The organism is Streptomyces sp. CY-1 (assembly GCF_047218265.1).
Taxonomy (GTDB): domain Bacteria; phylum Actinomycetota; class Actinomycetes; order Streptomycetales; family Streptomycetaceae; genus Streptomyces; species Streptomyces niphimycinicus.
Window position 1 is genome coordinate 1256623 of the sequence record NZ_CP178393.1, and the last position, 18591, is coordinate 1275213.

General features: G+C 71.1%; 21 protein-coding genes and 1 pseudogene. 8 read left to right on the forward strand and 14 right to left on the reverse strand.

The genetic code is table 11. The annotated features are described in order from the left end of the window. Positions 1-76 precede the first annotated feature (76 nt). The 5 genes from ACK1X7_RS05070 to ACK1X7_RS05090 form a co-directional block, all read right to left on the reverse strand. On the reverse strand, positions 77-844 hold the full coding sequence (locus ACK1X7_RS05070) for an ABC transporter ATP-binding protein (protein ID WP_385144059.1): 768 nt from the start codon (positions 842-844) through the stop codon (positions 77-79). A 190-nt stretch (positions 845-1034) separates the two neighbouring features. After that, positions 1035-1685, reverse strand: a complete 651-nt coding sequence (locus ACK1X7_RS05075) for a response regulator (RefSeq protein WP_385144061.1) — start codon at positions 1683-1685, stop codon at positions 1035-1037. Further along, entirely contained in the window at positions 1682-2977 is a 1296-nt protein-coding gene (locus ACK1X7_RS05080; protein WP_413114691.1) for a sensor histidine kinase, read from the reverse strand. Before ACK1X7_RS05080 ends, ACK1X7_RS05075 begins: the two co-directional genes overlap by 4 nt. Positions 2978-2995: 18 nt before the next feature. Beyond that, on the reverse strand, positions 2996-3322 hold the full coding sequence (locus ACK1X7_RS05085; RefSeq protein ID WP_413114692.1) for a hypothetical protein: 327 nt from the start codon (positions 3320-3322) through the stop codon (positions 2996-2998). Between the two features lie 91 nt (positions 3323-3413). Further along, positions 3414-4202: a trypsin-like serine peptidase gene (locus ACK1X7_RS05090; RefSeq protein WP_398160741.1), complete on the reverse strand. Its 789-nt coding sequence runs from the start codon at positions 4200-4202 to the stop codon at positions 3414-3416. 767 nt (positions 4203-4969) lie between these two features. Here ACK1X7_RS05090 and ACK1X7_RS05095 point away from each other — a divergent pair. Continuing rightward, positions 4970-6256 carry a cytochrome P450 gene (locus ACK1X7_RS05095; protein WP_385144069.1) on the forward strand — a complete coding sequence of 429 codons (1287 nt, stop codon included), beginning with the start codon at positions 4970-4972 and terminating at the stop codon, positions 6254-6256. Between the two features lie 50 nt (positions 6257-6306). Here the strand turns inward: ACK1X7_RS05095 and ACK1X7_RS05100 are convergent, their stop codons facing one another. After that, positions 6307-6522, reverse strand: coding sequence for a tautomerase family protein (locus ACK1X7_RS05100; RefSeq protein ID WP_078638778.1), 216 nt, complete (start codon positions 6520-6522; stop codon positions 6307-6309). A gap of 63 nt (positions 6523-6585) precedes the next feature. Continuing rightward, positions 6586-7353: an SDR family oxidoreductase gene (locus ACK1X7_RS05105; RefSeq protein WP_216341587.1), complete on the reverse strand. Its 768-nt coding sequence runs from the start codon at positions 7351-7353 to the stop codon at positions 6586-6588. Positions 7354-7549: 196 nt separating this feature from the next. On the opposite strand from ACK1X7_RS05105, the gene ACK1X7_RS05110 reads away from it, so the two are divergent. Together ACK1X7_RS05110 and ACK1X7_RS05115 are read left to right on the forward strand one after the other, a co-directional pair. After that, on the forward strand, positions 7550-8413 hold the full coding sequence (locus ACK1X7_RS05110; protein ID WP_385156641.1) for a helix-turn-helix transcriptional regulator: 864 nt from the start codon (positions 7550-7552) through the stop codon (positions 8411-8413). A gap of 203 nt (positions 8414-8616) precedes the next feature. After that, positions 8617-9498, forward strand: coding sequence for an aldo/keto reductase (locus ACK1X7_RS05115; RefSeq protein ID WP_385156644.1), 882 nt, complete (start codon positions 8617-8619; stop codon positions 9496-9498). Positions 9499-9750: 252 nt separating this feature from the next. Here ACK1X7_RS05115 and ACK1X7_RS05120 read toward each other — a convergent pair. From ACK1X7_RS05120 to ACK1X7_RS05130, 3 genes and pseudogenes are all read right to left on the reverse strand, one after another. Next, positions 9751-9936, reverse strand: a pseudogene (locus ACK1X7_RS05120) (SDR family NAD(P)-dependent oxidoreductase); the annotation flags it as partial. A 45-nt stretch (positions 9937-9981) separates the two neighbouring features. Then, the gene (locus tag ACK1X7_RS05125; RefSeq protein ID WP_385156650.1) at positions 9982-10359 is read right to left on the reverse strand and encodes a DUF2255 family protein; all 378 of its coding nucleotides are present in this window, start codon (positions 10357-10359) and stop codon (positions 9982-9984) included. A 128-nt stretch (positions 10360-10487) separates the two neighbouring features. Further along, positions 10488-10652, reverse strand: coding sequence for a hypothetical protein (locus ACK1X7_RS05130; RefSeq protein WP_385156653.1), 165 nt, complete (start codon positions 10650-10652; stop codon positions 10488-10490). A 104-nt stretch (positions 10653-10756) separates the two neighbouring features. Here ACK1X7_RS05130 and ACK1X7_RS05135 point away from each other — a divergent pair, with 104 nt between their 5' ends. The 3 genes from ACK1X7_RS05135 (at position 10757) to ACK1X7_RS05145 (ending at position 13202) form a co-directional block, all read left to right on the forward strand. Continuing rightward, the gene (locus ACK1X7_RS05135; protein WP_385156656.1) at positions 10757-11527 is read left to right on the forward strand and encodes an SDR family NAD(P)-dependent oxidoreductase; all 771 of its coding nucleotides are present in this window, start codon (positions 10757-10759) and stop codon (positions 11525-11527) included. A 234-nt stretch (positions 11528-11761) separates the two neighbouring features. Beyond that, positions 11762-12370: a 3'-5' exonuclease gene (locus tag ACK1X7_RS05140; RefSeq protein WP_390794725.1), complete on the forward strand. Its 609-nt coding sequence runs from the start codon at positions 11762-11764 to the stop codon at positions 12368-12370. Positions 12371-12446: 76 nt separating this feature from the next. Further along, positions 12447-13202 (forward strand): dienelactone hydrolase family protein, encoded by a 756-nt coding sequence (locus ACK1X7_RS05145; protein ID WP_385156662.1) that lies wholly within the window; start codon positions 12447-12449, stop codon positions 13200-13202. Between the two features lie 32 nt (positions 13203-13234). Here ACK1X7_RS05145 and ACK1X7_RS05150 read toward each other — a convergent pair whose 3' ends face one another. Further along, positions 13235-14137 carry a serine hydrolase gene (locus tag ACK1X7_RS05150; RefSeq protein ID WP_385156665.1) on the reverse strand — a complete coding sequence of 301 codons (903 nt, stop codon included), beginning with the start codon at positions 14135-14137 and terminating at the stop codon, positions 13235-13237. Next, complete coding sequence (locus tag ACK1X7_RS05155) at positions 14134-15036, reverse strand: LysR family transcriptional regulator (protein ID WP_390794726.1); 903 nt, start codon at positions 15034-15036, stop codon at positions 14134-14136. Before ACK1X7_RS05155 ends, ACK1X7_RS05150 begins: the two co-directional genes overlap by 4 nt. A gap of 171 nt (positions 15037-15207) precedes the next feature. Here ACK1X7_RS05155 and bla point away from each other — a divergent pair, with 171 nt between their 5' ends. Beyond that, the gene (gene bla, locus ACK1X7_RS05160; RefSeq protein WP_385157649.1) at positions 15208-16167 is read left to right on the forward strand and encodes a class A beta-lactamase; all 960 of its coding nucleotides are present in this window, start codon (positions 15208-15210) and stop codon (positions 16165-16167) included. A 39-nt stretch (positions 16168-16206) separates the two neighbouring features. Here the strand turns inward: bla and ACK1X7_RS05165 are convergent, their stop codons facing one another. Continuing rightward, positions 16207-16959 (reverse strand): sulfite exporter TauE/SafE family protein, encoded by a 753-nt coding sequence (locus ACK1X7_RS05165; protein ID WP_390794780.1) that lies wholly within the window; start codon positions 16957-16959, stop codon positions 16207-16209. Positions 16960-17052: 93 nt separating this feature from the next. On the opposite strand from ACK1X7_RS05165, the gene ACK1X7_RS05170 reads away from it, so the two are divergent. Further along, entirely contained in the window at positions 17053-17976 is a 924-nt protein-coding gene (locus tag ACK1X7_RS05170; protein ID WP_385157644.1) for a LysR family transcriptional regulator, read from the forward strand. Between the two features lie 21 nt (positions 17977-17997). Here the strand turns inward: ACK1X7_RS05170 and ACK1X7_RS05175 are convergent, their stop codons facing one another. After that, on the reverse strand, positions 17998-18447 hold the full coding sequence (locus ACK1X7_RS05175; protein WP_390794727.1) for an RrF2 family transcriptional regulator: 450 nt from the start codon (positions 18445-18447) through the stop codon (positions 17998-18000). Positions 18448-18591 lie beyond the last annotated feature (144 nt).

The window sequence follows — 18591 nt, forward strand, 5'->3', positions numbered from 1 at the left end:
GTGCCGGGTGAGGGGTGCTCGGGAGCGGGGCGTACGTCGGACGTGGCGAGCGGCCGTCAGACGTGAGGCATGGGCGTCAGACCTGGTGCGCGGGGGTCAGGCGCCCCATGCGCTCCAGGACGGCCTCGGCGGTGGGCGCGTGGAGTTCGTCGACGATGCGCCCGTCGGCGAGGAAGACGACGCGGTCCGCGTAGGAGGCGGCGACGGGGTCGTGGGTGACCATGACGACGGTCTGGCCCAGCGCGCTCGTGGAGTCGCGCAGGAACTCGAGGATCTCGGCCCCGCTGCGGGAGTCCAGATTGCCGGTGGGCTCGTCGGCGAAGACGATATCGGGCCGCCCGGCCAGCGCGCGGGCGACGGCGACGCGCTGCTGCTGGCCGCCGGAGAGCTGGCCGGGCCGGTGGTCGAGCCGGTCGGCCAGGCCGACGGTCCGGATGATGCTCTCCAGCCAGTCCCGCTCCGGCTTACGGCCCGCGATGTCCATGGGGAGGGTGATGTTCTCCACGGCGCTCAGGGTCGGCAGCAGGTTGAACGCCTGGAACACGAAGCCGATGCGGTCGCGGCGCAGCCGGGTGAGCTGACGGTCGTTCAGAGAGCTGATCTCCGTGTCACCGAGGCGGACCGACCCGAAGGACAGCGCGTCGAGACCGGCCATGCAGTGCATCAGCGTGGACTTCCCCGACCCGGAGGGACCCATGATCGCGGTGAACTGGCTCCGGACGAAGCCGACGGTGACCGCGTCGAGGGCCACCACACGGGTGTCCCCCGTGCCGTACACCTTCGTCAGGTCGGTGGCGTGGGCCGCGTAGCTCTCGGGGGCGGAAGGGGGCAGGTTCGCGTGCATGCCGATCCTCGGTGGACGCTCGGTGGATGCCCTCGTGGCAGAGGGAGTCGCCGCTGATGGCGACCTCCATGAGCCTGCCGCTCGGCCACCCGCCGGCGGATCCCCCGAACATCCGGCACCGCATCCCCCGATCGGGGGAGATCGCGGCACCGCCCTTCCGGCCGGACGGACCGCCACGACGGCCGGGCCGCTATTCCACCCGCCCCGAGCGGAAGGCCCAGGCCGCGACCTCGACCCTGTTGCGCAGGCCCAGCTTCGCCTGGACGGACCCCAGATGCGTCTTGACCGTACTGGGCGCGATATACAGCTCGGCGGCGATCTCCGGATTGGTCAGTCCACGGGCGATGCCCTGGATGACCTCCTCCTCGCGGTCGGTCAGCGGCTCGGCCGGTTCGGACGCGCCGCGTCGCCGCGCCTTGGTGAAGTGCTGGAGCAGACGGAGGGTGATCTGCGGGGCGACCATGGCGTCCCCGCGGACGGCCGCCCGGACGGCCTCGGTCAGCAGTGCCGGACCGGCGTCCTTGAGGAGGAAGCCCGACGCCCCGTTCGACAGCGCCGTGTACACATACTCGTCGAGGTCGAAGGTGGTGACCACGACCACTTTCGGCGCTCCGGGATGACCGCCGCCGGCCAGTCGGCGGGTGACCTCCAGACCGTCGGGCGGGGGCATCCGGATGTCCACGAGACACACGTCCGGGCGGGTCTCGCGGGCCAGCGACAGGGCCGAGGCCCCGTCGGCGGCCTCGGCCACCACCTCCATGTCGGACTCGGCCGACAGCACCATGCGGAACCCGGCCCGCACCAGGTGCTGATCGTCCGCGACCAGGATGCGTATGGTCATGCCGTCCTGCCCTCCCGTAGCCGCAATCCGGATCGTACGGCGTGCCGCCCGCGTGCCCGGGCGTTCCGTGACGCCTCGTCGGGGTGCAGCGGTACGGAGGCGCGGACCCGCCACCCGCCTTCCGGGCGGTGCCCGGCCTCGAAGGCGCCGCCGAGCAGCTCGATCCGCTCCCGCATGCCCATGATGCCGAAGCCGCCGCCGAGCCGGCCGAGGCCGCCGCGGTGTCCGGACGGGGAGCCTTGTCCGTCGTCCTCGACGACCAGTTCGGCGTGGCGTGCCGCGACCCGGGCGGACACGTCCACCGACCGTGCTCCGCGCGCATAGCGCTGGGCGTTGGTCAAAGCCTCCTGGAGGACGCGGCTCAGCCCGCCGGTGACCTCCGTGGGAACGTCCTCCGGCAGGTCCTGTCCGAGGTCCAGCCGGATCGGCAGCCCCGTCGCCTGTGCCTCGTCCACGATGCGGGTCAGCACCTCGGCGAGGTTCTCCGGATGCCGCGGGGTCTCGTCACCGCGCATCGAACCGACCAGACGCCGCATGGACGTCAGCGCCTCGCCGCCCGCGTTCTCGACGGCGTCGAGCATCTCGTTCAGCATCCGCGGGTCGGGGGTGCCCCGGCCGGTGACATGGCGCACGGCCTGCAACTGCACCACGATCGCGGTCACCTGATGGGCCACGGTGTCGTGCAGGTCGCGGGCGAGTGCGAGCCGTTCCTCCTGCCGGACGAGCTGTCCGGTGCGTTCCTGCTGGATGTCGTAGAGGCGCAGCACCAGACCGCAGACGAAGGCCAGTGCCAGGGCCAGCACGATGCTGCCGGAGAAGTCGCCTGGATCCGAGTCCCGCAGCAGCGGGACGGAGAACACGCTGATGCCCAGGGCCGCCACGATCACCGGGGCCCATCCGGGGGTGCAGCGGCGCACCGCCACGGCGAGGAGGACCAGCAGGCCCATGAGTTCGCTGCCGCTGCTCTCGCTGGTCACCATGTTCACCGGCAGCAGATGGTAGGCCAGCGTGGCCGCGAAGGTACCGGCGCAGGCCACCAGCGCGGCCCGCGGGACCCAGCGGGATTCGCGCATCACGGCCAGCACGGCCATCGCCCCGGCCAGGGCTCCGGAGCAGACCGGCACCCAGTCCCCGACGTATGCCTCCGTGTCGAGGGTCGGGTCGAAGACGATCCGCTCCGTCACGTCCTGATAGACGGAGAAGAGGGACAACAGCGCAAGCGCCGAGATCAGGATCCGCCCCGGCCAGCTTCGGTAGCCGGCACGGCGGCCGGAGGACACAGCTATTCGCACCCGCGCCACCCTACGCACCTACGGCGGCGATTGCCGCCCGCCTCCCGTGCGCGGATCGGTGGGCATGGGCGCGGGCCGGGCGTCGCGCACCCGCTCCGGGGTCCAGTACGAGGGGTCCGGCGGATCCGCCCGGTGGCTCCGCGGGGTGTCCGGGGCGGTCCGCGGGGTGTCCGGGGCGGTCCGCGGGGTGTCCGGGGCGGTCCGCGGGGTGTCCGGGGCGGTCCGCGGGGTGTCCGGGGCGGGGGGATCGCCGGTGTCCTGGCCCCGGGCGGCGACGGCGAGGGCCGCGACGATGCCGGTTGCCGCGATCGCCGCGGTGAGGAGGGCTGCACTGAGCGGGCGCATGGCGTTGTCTCCCGATGCCGGAGGCCGGGACCCCTGGCTGCGGGGCCCCGGCCGAGTGCGGTGTGGTACTGAGCCGTTGGCGGTGTGGTGCTCAGCCGTTGGCGGTGTTGTTGTAGATCGTCTGGATCTTGTTGTCGAAGTAGGGGCTGTCGATGTAGGCGGGCGGGTCGGTCCGGGTGCTGGTGACCCCGATCTCGGTCCCCAGGCCCGTGGTCTCGTTGTAGTCCCGCAGCCAGGGGCCGCCACTGGCGCCCTCGACCATGGTGCATCCGTTCTGCACCCGGGAGCCGTCCTGCCATGTGCCGATGTTCTGGCACACGTAGGGCACCTCGCCGTTGTAGCCGAAGGCGGCCGGGTAGCCCCAGACGGTCACGGTGTTGGCGTACCCGTAGTTGTAGCCGAGCCCCATGCCGCCAACGGTGTTGACCAGCTTGCTGGAGCCGTTGTCCCAGACGTTGGCCACGCCGATGTCGTAGTTCAGGTCACTGTTGTTGATCCAGCCGTTGAACGAGGTCAGCGTCTTGGCGGACCAGGTTCCGTACGGCCGCGAGCCGTTGTAGTAGGCGGGGACGAACACCCAGTTGGTCGCCCAGGTGCCGCCGGCGCCACCGTGGACGCAGTGTCCGGCGGTGAACACCATGTTCTTCGTGGGATTGTTGACCGCCGCGGCGGAGCAGGCGTAGTCGCCGCCGTTGGTCGGGTTGTGGAAGAAGACCTTCCCCTGCACGATCGAGGTCGCGATCCGGATCCCGCGGGCCTTCTTCGAAGTGGTCGCCTTCTGCGGTTTCGCGAGCTGAGAGGGTTTGGCCGCCGCGTCGACGGCCGCCTTCCGGGACGCTTTGGCGTCGGCGGGCGTGTCGGCTTCGACGGCTCTGCGCATGCGCTGCGGAGTCCAGTAATTCTCGGCGGACTCAACGGATGAGCGGGATGCCGCACTCTTGTGTGTGGACACCGCGGAATCCGCGGTACGTGTGACGGTGCTGTGCGAGTCGGCGGACGCGGCCGCCGGAATCGTCAGGGCGAACGCGAAAACCACTCCGCTCGCCGCTAAAACGACCTTGCGTATCTGCACCAGTCCCCCCAAATTCTGATCGGGACAGGGAGCGGATGCCCCCGGTGAAATCCCGGCCGCACCGTATCGCGCGGTGAAGTGCGCACGGCAAGTGCCTGCGGGCGGCGAGAACGGTATCCGGTCAGGCATTACAGCCCAGCCGGTACGGAAAATCACTTACCGGCTCCTGGGCTGCCCTCCCCGACAAAAGCGGAATGGGTCTTGTACCGCCTTGAACGAGGAATTCCGAAGTGTCGACGCGCGTCAACGCACGACACGTCCCACCACCGCCCCTGTGGCGACGTCCGCCCCACTCCCACAGTGTCCGGAATCCGCATCCGCATTTATCCGGCTGAATTCATGGAGGGGCCATTCATATATGCACAGCAGCCCCGCACAGCGCTATTCGCACCGCCCGCCGCAGCGGATACGGGAGCACGGCGGACCGCCCGCCGCCCCACCTCGTCCACGACCCGCCCGGCGCACCACGGGGATCCGGCGAGGAATCGTCACCGCAGGGAAGTTGGCCTGACGCGATCACTTCGTTAGCCTCCCGGCAGCCCCGCAGATCCGCCGCTCCCGAGGAAGACAATGCAGTGACGAACCCCCAGGACGACCAGGACACGCAGGCCCCGCACCCCACACCGGAGGCGCCACCCCCGGGCTGCCCCGCCCACGCCGCACGGCTGTACGGGCCGGATTTCCGACGCCGGCCGGACGAGACCTACCAGCGGATACGGCACGACAGCGGACAGGTCGCGCCCGTCCTGCTCGAAGGCGACATCGACGCCTGGTTCGTCCTCGGCTACCGCGAGACGCGCCAGGTGCTGTCCGACGTCGAGACCTTCGGCCGGGACCCGCGCCGCTGGAACGCCTGGGACAGGGTGCCGCCGGACTGGCCGCTCATGCCGTGGGTGGCGTACAACCCGATGCTGGCCTTCACGGAGGGGGACGAGCACCGGCAGCGTGCGACGGCCGTCAGCGAGGCCCTCGCCACGATCGACCCCTTCGTGCTGCGCGGGCACTGCGAGCGCTTCGCCGACCAGCTCATCGACAAGTTCGCCGTGAGCGGCAAGGCGGATCTGGTGTACGACTACATCTACTCGGTGCCCACCCTCGCCACGGCCGAGCTGTTCGGCCTGTCCGAGGACGAGGCCGGGCTGGAGGCCCTGGCGGGCGGGCTGACCGTCTCGTTCCTCTCCAACGAGGAGGCCATCGCCGGCCAGCAGCAGGTCGCCGCGTATGTGGCGGAGCTGGTGAAGGCCAAGCGAGAGGCACCGGGCCCCGACCTCACCTCGCAGTTCATCCTGAACACCCCGGACCTCACCGAGGAACAGCAGACCGCCGACCTGATGGTGCTGATGGCGGCCGCGCTGCCGCTCACCTCGTACTGGATCGGCAACACCCTGCGGCTGATGCTCACCGACGAGCGCTTCGCCATGACCCTCTCGGGCAACCGCCGCAGCATCGGCGAGGCCATGAACGAGGTGCTGTGGGCGGACTCCCCGCTCCAGAACCTCATCGGGCGGTACGCCACGCGCGACACCGCACTCGGGGGGCGGCGCATCCGCACCGGCGACCTCGTCATCCTCGGCCTGGCCGCCGCCAACGCCGATCCGCTGCTGTGGCCCGACACCCCCGTCGGCCACGGCGGGAACCATTCGCATGTCAGCTTCAGCGGCGGTGACTACGGCTGCCCGGTGGGCGGCCCGGAGACGGCCAGGATCATCGCGGAGACGGCGATCGAGGTGCTGCTGGACCGCGTCCCGGACCTGACGCTCGCGGTCGCGCCCGACGAGCTGAGGTGGGCGGACTCCTTCTGGTACCGCTGCCTGGAATCGTTGCCCGTCACCTTCAGCCCGACGGCGGTCACCGCGGGCTAGCACCCGGGGTTCCCCCGGCGCCGAGCGGCGCCGGGGAGTGTCCGCCGGTGTCAGTGGCCGGGCGGCTGCTGGAGCATGGCGAGGGTCAGGACGTTGCCGCCGATGCCCCAGCCGCCGTCGGTGACCTCTTCGACCACGACCAGGGTGTTGGCGCGGGCGCGCTCACCGTAGATGTCGACGTACAGCTCGGTGGTGCGGGTGACGATCTCCTGCTTCTGCTTCTCGTCGAGGGATCCGGCGGGGACCTTGAAGTTCGCGAAGGGCATGGTCGTTCTCTCTCCTGGTGGGGAAATGGGGTGGAAAGGGGTCGTGCGGGGGCGCCGTGGCGGTCAGACGATGCCGCCGTTGGCGCGGATGACCTGGCCGTTGACCCAGTGGCCGGCCGGGGACGCGAGGAAGGCGACGACCTCGGCGATGTCGGTGGGGGTGCCGAGGCGCTCCAGCGGGGGCTGGGCCGCCATCCGGGCGATGGTCTCCTCGTCCTTGCCCTCGAGGAACAGATCGGTGGCGGTGGGGCCGGGGGCGACGGTGTTGACGGTGACGTCCCGGCCGCGCAGCTCGCGCGCCAGGATCATGGTGAGTGCCTCGGTCGCTCCCTTGCTGGCGCTGTAGGCGCCGTAGCCGGGCAGGGCCAGGCCCACGATGGACGTGGAGAAGGTGATGAGCGCCCCGCCGCCGCGGATCCTGCGGGCGGCCTGCTGGGCGACGACGAAGGTTCCGCGGATGTTGGTGCGGTGCAGCGTGTCCAGCTCCGCCAGGTCCAGCTCGGCGATGGGTGCCAGATACAGCCGGCCGGCCGCGTGGACGACGACGTCGACCCCGCCGTACTCGGACTCCGCGGTGTCGAAGAGCGCGGCCACCTGCCGCTCGTCGGCCACATCGGCCCGGACGGCGACGGCCCGGCCACCGGCGGCGGCGATGTCATGGGCGGCGGCTTCGGCCGGCTCCCGGTGGCCCGCGTATCCGACCACGACGGCGTATCCGTCGGCGGCCAGCCGCTTGACCGCCTCGTGGCCGATACCGCGGGAGCCGCCGGTGACGATGGCGACGCGGGGCCGGTCGGTGGGGTGCTGGGGCGCGGTTGCCTGGGGTGACATGGGGACTCCTGGAACAGGGTGCTGGCTGGCGGATGCCACATGGTGTGGCCGTGGCCCGGGGCGTCGGCGGTGTCGCCGCCGACGCCCTGTCGGTGTCTCCACTCTGGGCCGGAGTTTCCGCGCCAGCCACGGCTGTCTCCACCCAGGGGTTGTCAGCCCCTGGCTCGGCCCACGGGTACAGGCGACCATGGAGGGCGTGAACCACTCCGAATTCGCCGCGTTCCTCAAGTCCCGGCGCGACCGCATCCGCCCGGCCGACGTCGGCCTGCCCACCGGCCCGCGGCGCCGGGTGCCCGGGTTGCGGCGCGAGGAGGTCGCCCAGTTGGCCGGGCTGTCCGCGGACTACTACACCGAGCTGGAGCGCGGACGCGGCGCTCAGCCCTCGGCCCAGGTGCTGACCGCCCTCGCCCGGGCGCTGCGGCTGGGCGGCGACGAGCGCGACCATCTGTTCCACCTCGCCGACCGCCCCGTTCCGCCGGTGACGCACGGCCCGGCCGCACAGGCCCAGCCGGCCCTGCTCGGCCTGCTGGACCGGCTGGGCACCACCCCCGCCCAGGTCATCACCGACCTGCACCAGACCCTGGCGCAGAACGAGCCGGCGGCCGCGCTGGTCGGCCGTCCCCCGGCGGTCCGCGGGCCCGCGGCCAGCCTCGTCCACCGCTGGTTCACCGATCCGGACGCCCGTGCGCTCTACCCGCCCGAGGACCACCCCCACCACTCCCGGGTCTTCGTCGCCGACCTCCAGGCCGTGGCCGCCCGGCGTGGCGGCGACCCCGAGGTGCGGCGGATGGTGGCCGCGCTGCGACGCCACAGCGAGGAGTTCGCCACCCTCTGGGACACCCATGACGTCGCCCTCCGGCGGACCGACCACAAGCGCATCGTCCACCCCGCGCTGGGCGTCATCGAGCTGGACTGCCACTCCCTGTTCAGCGAGGACGGCCGCCAGCGCCTGCTGTGGTTCAGCGCCCCGCCCGGCACCGAAGGCGCCGCCCAGCTCGAACTTCTCTCGGTCATCGGCACACAGGACATGACGGCCGACGAGAACAGCCCCTCACCGTGATCCCCTGGCATACGGCGCCGGGGCGGCGGCCTCCGGGGCCGGGCACGGCGCCCTGATCGCGCCAACGTGGTGACGTTCGGGGTGCGGAGCGAGCACACGGCCCGTGATCGGGAACCCCTGTCGCAGTACGAGCGGGCTTCACCCCATGCCGGGGCACGGCACCGGGCGGGCCCGCCGGTCTCCGACGCACCCAAGGATCCCGTATGAATGGACCAGCCCCCCTTCTGACCCTGAACAACGGCGTGCGGATGCCCGCTCTGGGCCTCGGCGTCTACCAGAGCCCGCCCGACGAGACCATCCCCGCGGTGACGACCGCGATCGAGAACGGCTATCGCCTGATCGACACCGCGGCCGCCTACGGCAACGAGAAGGAGGTCGGTGAGGGCATCGCCCGCTCGGGCATCGGCCGTGAGGACATCTTCGTCATCACCAAGGTGTGGATGTCCGACTACGGCTACGACGCCACCCTCCGCGCCTTCGACACCAGCCTCACCAAGCTGGGCCTGGACCGACTCGACCTGTATCTGCTGCACTGGCCGGCCCCGTCGGCGTTCGACACCACGGTGGCCTCGTACAAGGCGGCCGAGAAACTGCTGGCCGACGGCCGGGTGCGGGCGATCGGCGTATGCAACCACACTCCCGCGCATCTGACCGATCTCATGGCACGCACCGACGTGGTGCCCGCGGTGAACCAGGTCGAACTGCATCCGTTCTTCAGCCAGGCCGAGCTGCGCGCCTTCGATGTCCGCCAGGGCATCGTCACCCAGTCCTGGTCGCCCATCGGCGGGGTGAACCGCTACGGGGGCGAGAGCCCGGACAAGGTCGGGGATCCGCTCCAGGAACCCACCATCACCGGCCTCGCCGAGAAATACGGCAAATCCCCGGCCCAGATCATCCTGCGCTGGCAGGTCGAGCACGACCTGTGCGCGATCCCGAAGTCCGTCAAACCCCACCGCATCGCGGAGAACATCGCGATCTTCGACTTCTCCCTCACCCCGCACGAGGTGGCCGCCATCGACGCGCTCGACACCGGAGCGCGCGGCGGTCCCGACCCCGACCAGGTGGGGCCCGACACCTTCTCCTGAGACCGCTTCCCCTGAGACACCGCGCGGGGCGGCCACCGGGCCGCCCCGCACCCATCTGACCTGGACCGGGTCAGGACTCCAGGTCGTCGGCGAAGTGGCGGAAGCCGTGCCGATCCTGGTGCGGGGTCCACAGGGTGTCCGCCAGCACGGCCGGGTCCTTCTTCTCGTCCGCTGCGGCACCGGACTGTGCTGAAGGACCTCGATCGGCCCCAGGGCCGTGGCCGCGGCGTCCAGGGCGGCGGTGAGGGCCTTTGGATCGCGTACGTCGGCGGCGAAGCCGCGCGCGGTCACGCCCTCGCCGGTGAGGCCGGCGGCCAGGGCGTCGAGCCGGTCCTGGTCGCGGGAGATGAGGGCGGTGTCGTAGCCCTCACAGCCGAAGCGGCGCGCGACGGCGGAACCGAGACCGGGGCCGGCTCCGATGATGGCAAGGGTGGTCATGGGTTCTCCGGGCGCTCGGGATATTCGGGCGCGACTCGCCCATCCTCACCGGGGCACGAGCCGCAGCGTCGTGGCGCGCGCCGTGTCCGCGACCATGGGCTCGACATAGGTGCCGCTGTAGCGGCTGTACTTGGAGCGGTACGCGTCGTCGACCCGGTCGTTGACACCGGGGTCGCCCTCCTCGATCAGGGTGACGTCGCGGTCCACGCCGCCGGAGCGGATGTGGCCCTCGTGGCTCCCATGCGCGGTGCGCCACCAGGAGCCGTCGGTGCCCCGGAAGGAGCGGACGTACAGGTCGTCGCCGTCACGGACGACCCAGATCGGCACCGCTGTACGCGGTGTGCCGTCGCCCTTCAGCGGCGCCATTTCCAGTTCGTCCGTCGTGGCGATCCGGTTGAGTTCGTCACTGGTCCATGTCGTCATCCTCTGCCTCCTTCACGAGTAACCGAAAGGGGAGAATTCCATCTCGGGAGGAAAGCAACCAGGGAGAAAACCTTCCCCCTGGGCGGCCGGCGAACGATGCCCCACCGACCAGTATGCCGAGCGGGAGGTCACCCGGCGAGGGCGGCGAACGCCTCGTCCAGGAGGGCGGGGGTGTTCCGGACCAGGCGGGTCGTCGCGAGGGCGCCGGCCGGGTCCCGGCGGTGGTACGCGATGACGACGTCCATGGCGCGCCGCGGAGCCGTCGCGATGCTACCGCCGGTCTGAACCACCATCGCGGAGATGAGAACCGAGCCCTTCTATGACACCGGGTTCCATGCTAGGAATGCTGATTCACGGCGATCCTTCGGTTCCAGACCTCGGTGAGCGGGAGAGCGGCATGCGGGGACTTCAGGGCAAGAGGATCGTCGTCGCGGGCGGCGCCACCGGGATCGGCGCCGCCACGGCCGAGCGGCTCGCCGAGGAGGGCGCCTCGGTCGTCGTCGGCGACATCAACCTCGTCGGCGCGAAGGCCACCTCCCAGCGCATCGCCGAGGCCGGCGGCACCGCGGTCGCCGTCGAGTTCGACCTCGCCGACGAGGTGTCGATCGGTGCGCTGGTCGACCGGGCCGCCGCCGAGTTCGGCGGGATCGACGGGCTCTACAACGTCGGCGCCGACCTCTCGGACGACCATCTGGGCCGGGACACCGACCTGCTGGAGATGGACCCGGCACTGTGGCGGCGCACCCATGAGGTGAATCTGCTCGGCTACGCCCTCACCTGCCGGGCGGTCATCCCGCGGCTGCTGGCCCAGGGCGGCGGCGTCATCGTCAACACCTCCTCCGGCGCGGCCTGGGGAGGGGAGCCCCGGCGTCCCGCGTATGCCGCCTCCAAGGCCGGGATCAACGCGCTGACCCGCCATATCGCCTCCCGCTGGGGCAAGGAGGGCATCCGCTGCAACGCCGTGGCGCCCGGGCTGGTCATGGGCGACACCCAGAAGCAGCGGGACGACCAGCGGCTCCAGGCCATGGCGCTGAAAATCGCCCGTAGTCCGCGGCTGGGCGAGCCCGCGGACGTGGCCGGCACCGTGGCCTTTCTCCTCTCGGACGACGCCGAGTGGGTCAACGGCCAGGTGTGGTCGGTCTGTGGCGGCATGAGCCTGCGCGACTGAGACTCCGCCGGCTCACATCACCGGCCCACGACGTGGCCGGTCACCGCTTTCCGCACCGCCTTGTCACACGGGGTTCGGACACCGTTGGGCGGCCATCCCGCCGCCGTCTTCGCCCTCGACATCGCTCGGCGGCCCACCGGGATCCCCGCCCGGGACGGCATTCGGGGAGGAGTAGTCTCCTGCACAGCGGCTCTTACGGTTCGTTCGCCCCACACCACAACGAGGAGAGACCGGTTGTCGACGTTTGTCGTGTTCGACCTTGAATTCACCTCATGGCCGGGATCGCTCGAGCAGGACTGGTCGGAGCCGGGGCAGCTTCGCGAAATCGTCCAGATCGGCGCCTTGCGCATCAGCACCGGCACTTCCGCTGACGACCACTCCGTTGTCGAGGAATACGAGGCGCTGGTCAGGCCAGTGGTCAACCCGCGGCTGTCCCCGTTCTTCACCGGTCTCACGGGCATCGACCAGGAAACCGTGGACCGCGAGGGAGTCGCCCCCGCCGAGGCGCTCAGTGACTTCCTGGCGTTCTGCCGGGGCCAGTCCGTGCTCTCCTACGGCAACGACATGGTCGTCCTCGGGGAGAACGTGGGATGGGCCCGGGCGCGCGGCGAGGAGATCAAGAACGGCTTTCTCTCCGCCGGCTTCCTGAATATCCGCCCATGGCTGAATACCGTCGCACCGATAACGGCATCGGCCAACTCCGGTCGGCTATGGGAAGCACTCGGCCTGCCCAAACCCGTGGCCGGCAGGGAGCATTCAGCGCTCTTCGACTGTTATTCGATCGCCGCGGCGATCAGACATGTACGCGCCGGTGGGGCCGCCCTGCCCGAGGGATGCCTCTAGGCCCTTCTGGCGGCCCGAAGATCTTGGTCGGCGGCGCCCACGCGCGTCGTCCGGTACGCAGGAAAGGAACCCCGTGATGACCGCAGTGCGCGGAACAGCCGTCGACATCCCCACCCGGGACGGCATCGCCGATGCCTATCTGGTCCATCCCGACGACACCGACCGCCACCCGGCCGTTCTGCTGTACATGGACGCCTTCGGCCTCCGGCCCCACCTGCGGGGGATGGCCGACCGTCTGGCCGCGGCCGGTTACACCGTGCTGGCGCCCAATGTCTTCTACCGCCACGGGCGGGCTCCCGTGGTGGAGTTGCCCGACTTCATCGACTTCGCGGCGCGCCCGGAGATCTTCCAGAACATCATCCCGATCGCACAGGAGCTCACTCCCGAGCGCGCGATGAGCGACGCCGGCACCTATCTGGAGTGGCTGGCCTCCTGCCCGCAGGCCACCGACGGGCCCGTGGGCATCACCGGCTACTGCCTGGGCGCCGGGCTGGCCCTGCGTACCGCCGGAAGCTACCCCGACCGGGTCGCCGCGGTGGCCGGATTCCACGGTGGCAACTTGGCCACCGACGCACCGGACAGCCCGCACACCGTGGCCGGGCAGGTCACCGCCGAGCTGTACTTCGGACACGCGGACCAGGACCACTCCCTTCCGCCCGAGCAGATGGAGCGCCTGGACAAGGCCCTCACCGAGGCCGGTGTCCGCCACCGCGCCGAGGTCTACACGGGCGCGCAGCACGGTTACACCCAGGCCGACACCGTCTCCTACAACGCCGAGGCGGCCGAACGCCACTGGGAGGCCCTGCTCGAACTCTTCGGCCGCACCCTCTGACCATGGCTGGTCACCACCTCCGGCGACCGGGGCTAGAGCTGCCGGAGGTGGTCGCGCAGGGTGCGGGCCACCTGTGCCATGAGGGCGTCGGCACCGGGCTGGGTGCTCGCGGGCACGAGTGACTCGGTGAGCACGGCGATGGCGAACGCCTGGCCGTCGGAGTGCTCGACGATGCCGATCTCATGGCGGAGGTTGAGGAGGGTGCCGGTCTTGGAGGACCAGGTGGTGGCGTCGGAGCTGAAGTCCGGGGCGAGCCGGTGCCGCAGCACGTTGTGGGCCATGAGGTCGCGCACCTGGAGGGCCGCGTCGGGGTGGATTTTCGACGGTGTCCACAGGGCTTGGAGCAGGTCCGCCCAGGCGCGTGCGCTGCCGGTGTTGGCGCGCGTGGTGTCGAGTTGCGGCACCCGGTGGCCGCGGCCGCTGGTGCCCGCGTCGATGGCCAGGGCGTGGGCGAGATGCACCTGCTCGGCGTCGAAGCGCTCCACGGGGGTTTCGCTCAGTTCGCGCATGCCGTGCCGGACGGTGATGCCACGCAGCCCGAGTTCCTGGAGGATCTCGGCCACCTGGGCGGGCGGGGTGAGGTCGAACAGTGCGTCCGCCGCCGTTCCGTCACTCACACAGGTGCTCAGGTAGAGCAGATCCTCGATGGCGATCCGGGCGGGGTGGCGGAACCGGCTCAGCCCGGTGGGGCCGGGCGTGGTGATCCGCCCCGGGGCTACGTCGAGCATCGTCGCTCCGTCGAGGTCGCCGCGCCGGATGCGCTCCGCCGTCGCCAGCGCGAGCGGGACCTTGACCAGGGAGGCGGACGGCAACTGGGTGTCCGGGTCGATTCCCAGCTCGTCCCCCGTGTGGAGGTCCCGTACGAGCAGGCAGCCGTGCAGGCCGCCGTCGCGCAACTGCTCGCGCAGATCGCGCAGCAGTGTCTCGGTGCTCACGCTTGCGTTCCTTCCTCGGTGTCCGCCCGGTTGTCCGCGCCGAGGCAGCGGGCGATGGCGCCGCCCAGGCGTCCTTCGATGGGCTGCGGATTGCCGTCCGCGGCGGCGGCGAGAGCGAACCCCCGGTCGAGTGTGATCTCGCCGATGGGCCGCCACTTCAGGGCGAGTTCCGCTGCCTGCGCGGGAGAGCACAGCAACAGGTCGTGGGTGCTGAGGACTTCGGCGGCGGCGGTCGTCAGGTCGGTGGCGGCCACGAGCTGGGCGGGCCGCAGACCGACCGCGTCGCGCAGCCGGGTCAGCGGGTCGCGGATATGCGGCACATCGTCCTCGGGCTGGATCCAGATACGGCGGGCCGGGCCCGGAGCGGCCCGGCCGACCCGCAGCGTCTCGAGATAGACCCGCCGCACACCGGGCTCCTGGACTCCGGCGAGCCCGAGCGGCACGGACCAGGTGGCCTCGTCCGCGGGCACCGCGAGCAGGGCGGCCCGCACCTGCTGCGCGTGAATGAGCTCCAGGCGCTGCGCCGGTGCCGCGACGCGCAGATCGAGCGTGATCCCGTGTCCGCGTGCCTCGGCGACGAGCCGGGCGAGACCGGCCGTTGAGCAGATGCCGGGCACCGCGAGCCGCCACGGTTTGCGCTTGGCGGCCTCGGCCTCGTGCAGCAGCACATCGGCCGCCTGTACGAGCTGTCTGGCCACCGGCAGCATCTCCCGCCCGAAGGGGGTGAGTACGGCCCGCCGTGAGGTGCGTTCGAAGAGCTGCTCGCCGAAGCGCTCCTCCAGAGCGGCCACCCGACGGCTGGCCACCGACTGGGACATCCGGGCAGCGGCCGCCCCGACGGTGAAGCTCCCACGCTCGCTGACGCTGACGAACGCCCGGCACGCTCCCACCAGATCCACATCCGCACTCTATGCCAGATCAGCATGAAAGAGCGCAGGAGCGTATTGGACCGCATAGCCGCCCGACGGCGAAGGTGATCCCGATGCCCACGGCCGCGCCCCGGCGAGGGGCCCGGTCGTTCCATCCCCTGTGCCCCCTGCGTTTCGGGGGCCCAATCGGAGGTCAGGATCATGCGATTCCCCCGTGCCCGGCACACCGCCCTCGGCGCGCTCACCGCGCTCACGCTTCTCGTCCCGCTGACGGCCTGCGGCCAGGACGGATCCTCGGACGCATCGGGGTCGTCGAGCGCATCCCGTTCGCCGTCCACGTCCACGGATCTGACCGCGAAGGCGGGCACCGACCCGGCGTCGTTCACCGGCGAGCTCAAGAAGCTGGAGCGCTCCTACGACGCGCGGCTGGGTGTCTACGCCATCGACACCGGCACCGGACACGAGGTGGCCTATCGCGACGGCGAGCGGTTCGGCTACGCCTCCACGTTCAAGGCGCTGGAGGCCGGTGCCGTGCTGAAGAAGGTCAAGCTGGGCGGGCTGGACCGGGTGATCAAGTACTCCAAGGACGATCTCATCGACAACTCCCCCGTGACCGAGGAGCATGTCGACACCGGGATGAGCCTGGGCGCGCTGTGTGACGCCGCCGTCCGCTACAGCGACAACACGGCGGCCAACCTGCTCTTCGACGAGCTCGGCGGACCGGGGGGCCTCGACGCCATGCTCGAGAAGATGGGCGACGACGTCATCCAGATGGAGCGCCGCGAGCCGGAGTTGAGCCGCTGGGTCCCCGGTTCCACCCAGGACACCAGCACCCCGCGCGCGATGGCCAAGGATCTGCGCGCGTTTGTGCTCGGCGATGTCCTCGGCGACGGAGAGCGCGCACAGCTCACGAAGTGGCTGCGGACCAACACCACCGGGGACGCGCTCATCAGGGCCGGGGTGCCCAAGGACTGGCAGGTCGGCGACAAGACCGGAAGCGGCAGCTACTACGGTGGCCGCAATGACATCGCGGTGGTGTGGCCGCCCGACTCCGCCCCCATCGTCGTGGCGATCATGTCGAACCGCGGTGACAAGGACGCCAAGTCCGACGACAAGCTGATCGCGGACGCGGCGCATGTCGTGGCCGACACACTGTCGTAGCGCCCCTCCGCTGCTCCTCCGCGGGGCTGAGCCGCCTGCTCAGCCCCGGAGGAAGTACAGGACGGTCATGGTGACGGCGGTGGTCAGCACGACGCCGCGCAGCAGCCACGCGGGGAGACGACGGGCGATCTCCGCTCCGGCCACCCCGCCGGCCACCGCGCCGACCAGCATGGTGATGAGCACCAACGGTGCGCTCAGCGCATCCGAGGCGATGAGGAACAGCCCGGTCGCACTGAGATAGACGGCCGCGATCTGGGCGACCCGCATCGGGTTGCCGGCCGAGGGATCGAGGCCGAGGCCGACGCTCCACACGGCCAGCATCATGATGCCGACGGCACCGCCGAAGTAGCCGCCGTACACGGCGAGGAGGAACTGGCCGATCAGGACGGCCCGGGGGCTCATGCCGACCGCATGGCCCTTCGCGTCGCTCACCACACGGGAGACATGGCGCCCGAAGGCGAGGATCACCGTGGCGAACGCGAGCAGCCAGGGCACCGCGACGTCGAACGACACCGCGGGCAGCGTCAGCAGCAGACCCGCGCCGAGCCCGCCGCCGATCACACTGACCCCGGTCAGCGCCCGTGTGGACGTGCCGCCGACCGGGGCGAGGTCGCGCCGGTAGACCCACGCGCTCGCCACGGTCCCGGGTACGAGGGCCACGGTCGAGGACGCGTTCGCCGTCACCGGGGACAGACCGGCCGCGACCAGGGCGGGCAGCGCCACGAACGTGCCCCCGCCCCCGACGGCGTTCAACGCCCCGGCGGCCACGCCCGCCAGCAGAACAATCACCATCTCGGACACCCGCCGAGCATCGCCCCCCGGCCCGTGGGCGCACAATGCGTGATCCGCGTAGCCTGCGCAAGGCTGTGCCATAGGCTCGTCAGGGTGCGTTATGACCTGGACGACCTGCGGCTCTTCCTTCACATCGTGGCGGAGGGCTCGATCACGGCGGGCGCCCGCCGGATGCATCTGAGCCTCCCGTCGGCCAGCGCCAGGGTGCGCTCGCTCGAACACCACGCGGGCGTGGCCCTGCTGATCCGTGGCCGGCGGGGGGTGCGCCCCACTCCGGCGGGGACGGCGCTGGCCCGCCACGCACGGGATGTGCTCGCCCAGACGGCGCGCCTCGAAAGCGCCGTGGCGAGCTACGCCCGGCCGCCGACCGCGCCACTGACCCTGCTGGGCGGCGGCTCGGCGATGCATCACCTGGTGCCGAGGGCCCTGGTCTCGTTCCTCCGCGCGCACCCGGACGTCGATGTGACGGCGTCCGAGAGCCGCACCCCGCGGACCGTGCGGCTGCTCGCCGATGGCGAGGCGGACCTGGGCGTCGTTCTCGACACCGAGGCCCGCGACTGCGGTCTCACCATGGAACCCCTCTGCGATGACTCCCTGGTGGTGATCGGCCAGTCCGGCGGGATCCTCGCGGGGCGCACCGCGGTGGCCTACCGCGAGGTCGCCGAGCATCCGCTCGTGGGGCTCGACGCGGGCTCCTCGCTGCGGCGCTCGATCGAGAAGCACCTGGGTCCGCACGCTCCGGTGGTGCGGTACCGCACCACCGTCGCCCACCTGCCCACCCTTGTCTCCCTCGCGGCCGCCGGTGTGGGACTCGCGGTCGTGCCACGCCGGGCCATCGCCCCCGGCCGGCCACTGGATGTGTGCGAGCTCCAGGATCCCTGGTCGCGCCGTACCCATCTGCTGGCCTGGGGCGAGAAGGCACGGGCCGCGTCCACCGCCACCGCGGCACTCGCCGAGCATCTGCGCCAGGCGGCGGTGTCCGAGCCGGACGGGGGCACCGGCGTTCCGGCGATGTGAAAGCGGGCCCGGGGCGGCGAATCAGCGCTCTCGCGCGCGTCCCGCGTCGAGGCGCCGCAGTTCCCGCACACTGTTCGCGAGCGTGCGGTCGCCCAGCGATTCGAGCACCGCCTCCTCGGCCTCCGCGGTGAGCGCGGCGAAGTACTCACCGGCGTGTGCGGTCACCTGGCACTCGGGCTCCACCCCGGGCGAGCAGGCCCACAGCGGCTTGTCGCCGACGGCGCAGCGGTAGATCTCCGCCAGGGTGATCCGGTCGGTCGGCCGCCCCAGCCTGGCCCCACCGGCGCGGCCCTTGACGCAGACGACCAGCCCCTCCTCCGTCAGCGGGACGAGGAGCTTGCGGACCAGGCTCGGGTTGGTGTTCAGCACCCGGGCCAACTCGGCGGAGCTCAGCGGTGCGGAGTCGTCCTCGGCGGCGACCGCGAGGAAGAGCATCAACTGGAGCGCACGGGAGAACCGGATGTCCAGCAAGGTCTCCACCTCCGTGCGCAGATCGTGACACAGCCTACTCGACGGTGCCGTACCACCGTTCCCCTGAAGTGCAATCGCTACAGTTGCAGTTTACGCCATAGAAACTGTATCTTTCAGATTCACACTTTCGAACTCCGGGGAAGC

What these genes read in the sequence shown, in the direction of transcription:
- ACK1X7_RS05105 (WP_216341587.1), bottom strand. Translation starts at nt 7,353, where the DNA reads ATGTCACCCCAGGCAACCGCGCCCCAGCACCCCACCGACCGGCCCCGC.
- ACK1X7_RS05100 (WP_078638778.1), bottom strand. Translation starts at nt 6,522, where the DNA reads ATGCCCTTCGCGAACTTCAAGGTCCCCGCCGGATCCCTCGACGAGAAG.
- ACK1X7_RS05115 (WP_385156644.1), top strand. Translation starts at nt 8,617, where the DNA reads ATGAATGGACCAGCCCCCCTTCTGACCCTGAACAACGGCGTGCGGATG.
- ACK1X7_RS05075 (WP_385144061.1), bottom strand. Translation starts at nt 1,685, where the DNA reads ATGACCATACGCATCCTGGTCGCGGACGATCAGCACCTGGTGCGGGCC.
- ACK1X7_RS05145 (WP_385156662.1), top strand. Translation starts at nt 12,447, where the DNA reads ATGACCGCAGTGCGCGGAACAGCCGTCGACATCCCCACCCGGGACGGC.
- bla (WP_385157649.1), top strand. Translation starts at nt 15,208, where the DNA reads ATGCGATTCCCCCGTGCCCGGCACACCGCCCTCGGCGCGCTCACCGCG.
- ACK1X7_RS05125 (WP_385156650.1), bottom strand. Translation starts at nt 10,359, where the DNA reads ATGACGACATGGACCAGTGACGAACTCAACCGGATCGCCACGACGGAC.
- ACK1X7_RS05135 (WP_385156656.1), top strand. Translation starts at nt 10,757, where the DNA reads ATGCGGGGACTTCAGGGCAAGAGGATCGTCGTCGCGGGCGGCGCCACC.
- ACK1X7_RS05130 (WP_385156653.1), bottom strand. Translation starts at nt 10,652, where the DNA reads ATGGTGGTTCAGACCGGCGGTAGCATCGCGACGGCTCCGCGGCGCGCC.
- ACK1X7_RS05070 (WP_385144059.1), bottom strand. Translation starts at nt 844, where the DNA reads ATGCACGCGAACCTGCCCCCTTCCGCCCCCGAGAGCTACGCGGCCCAC.
- ACK1X7_RS05090 (WP_398160741.1), bottom strand. Translation starts at nt 4,202, where the DNA reads ATGCGCAGAGCCGTCGAAGCCGACACGCCCGCCGACGCCAAAGCGTCC.
- ACK1X7_RS05085 (WP_413114692.1), bottom strand. Translation starts at nt 3,322, where the DNA reads ATGCGCCCGCTCAGTGCAGCCCTCCTCACCGCGGCGATCGCGGCAACC.
- ACK1X7_RS05165 (WP_390794780.1), bottom strand. Translation starts at nt 16,959, where the DNA reads ATGGTGATTGTTCTGCTGGCGGGCGTGGCCGCCGGGGCGTTGAACGCC.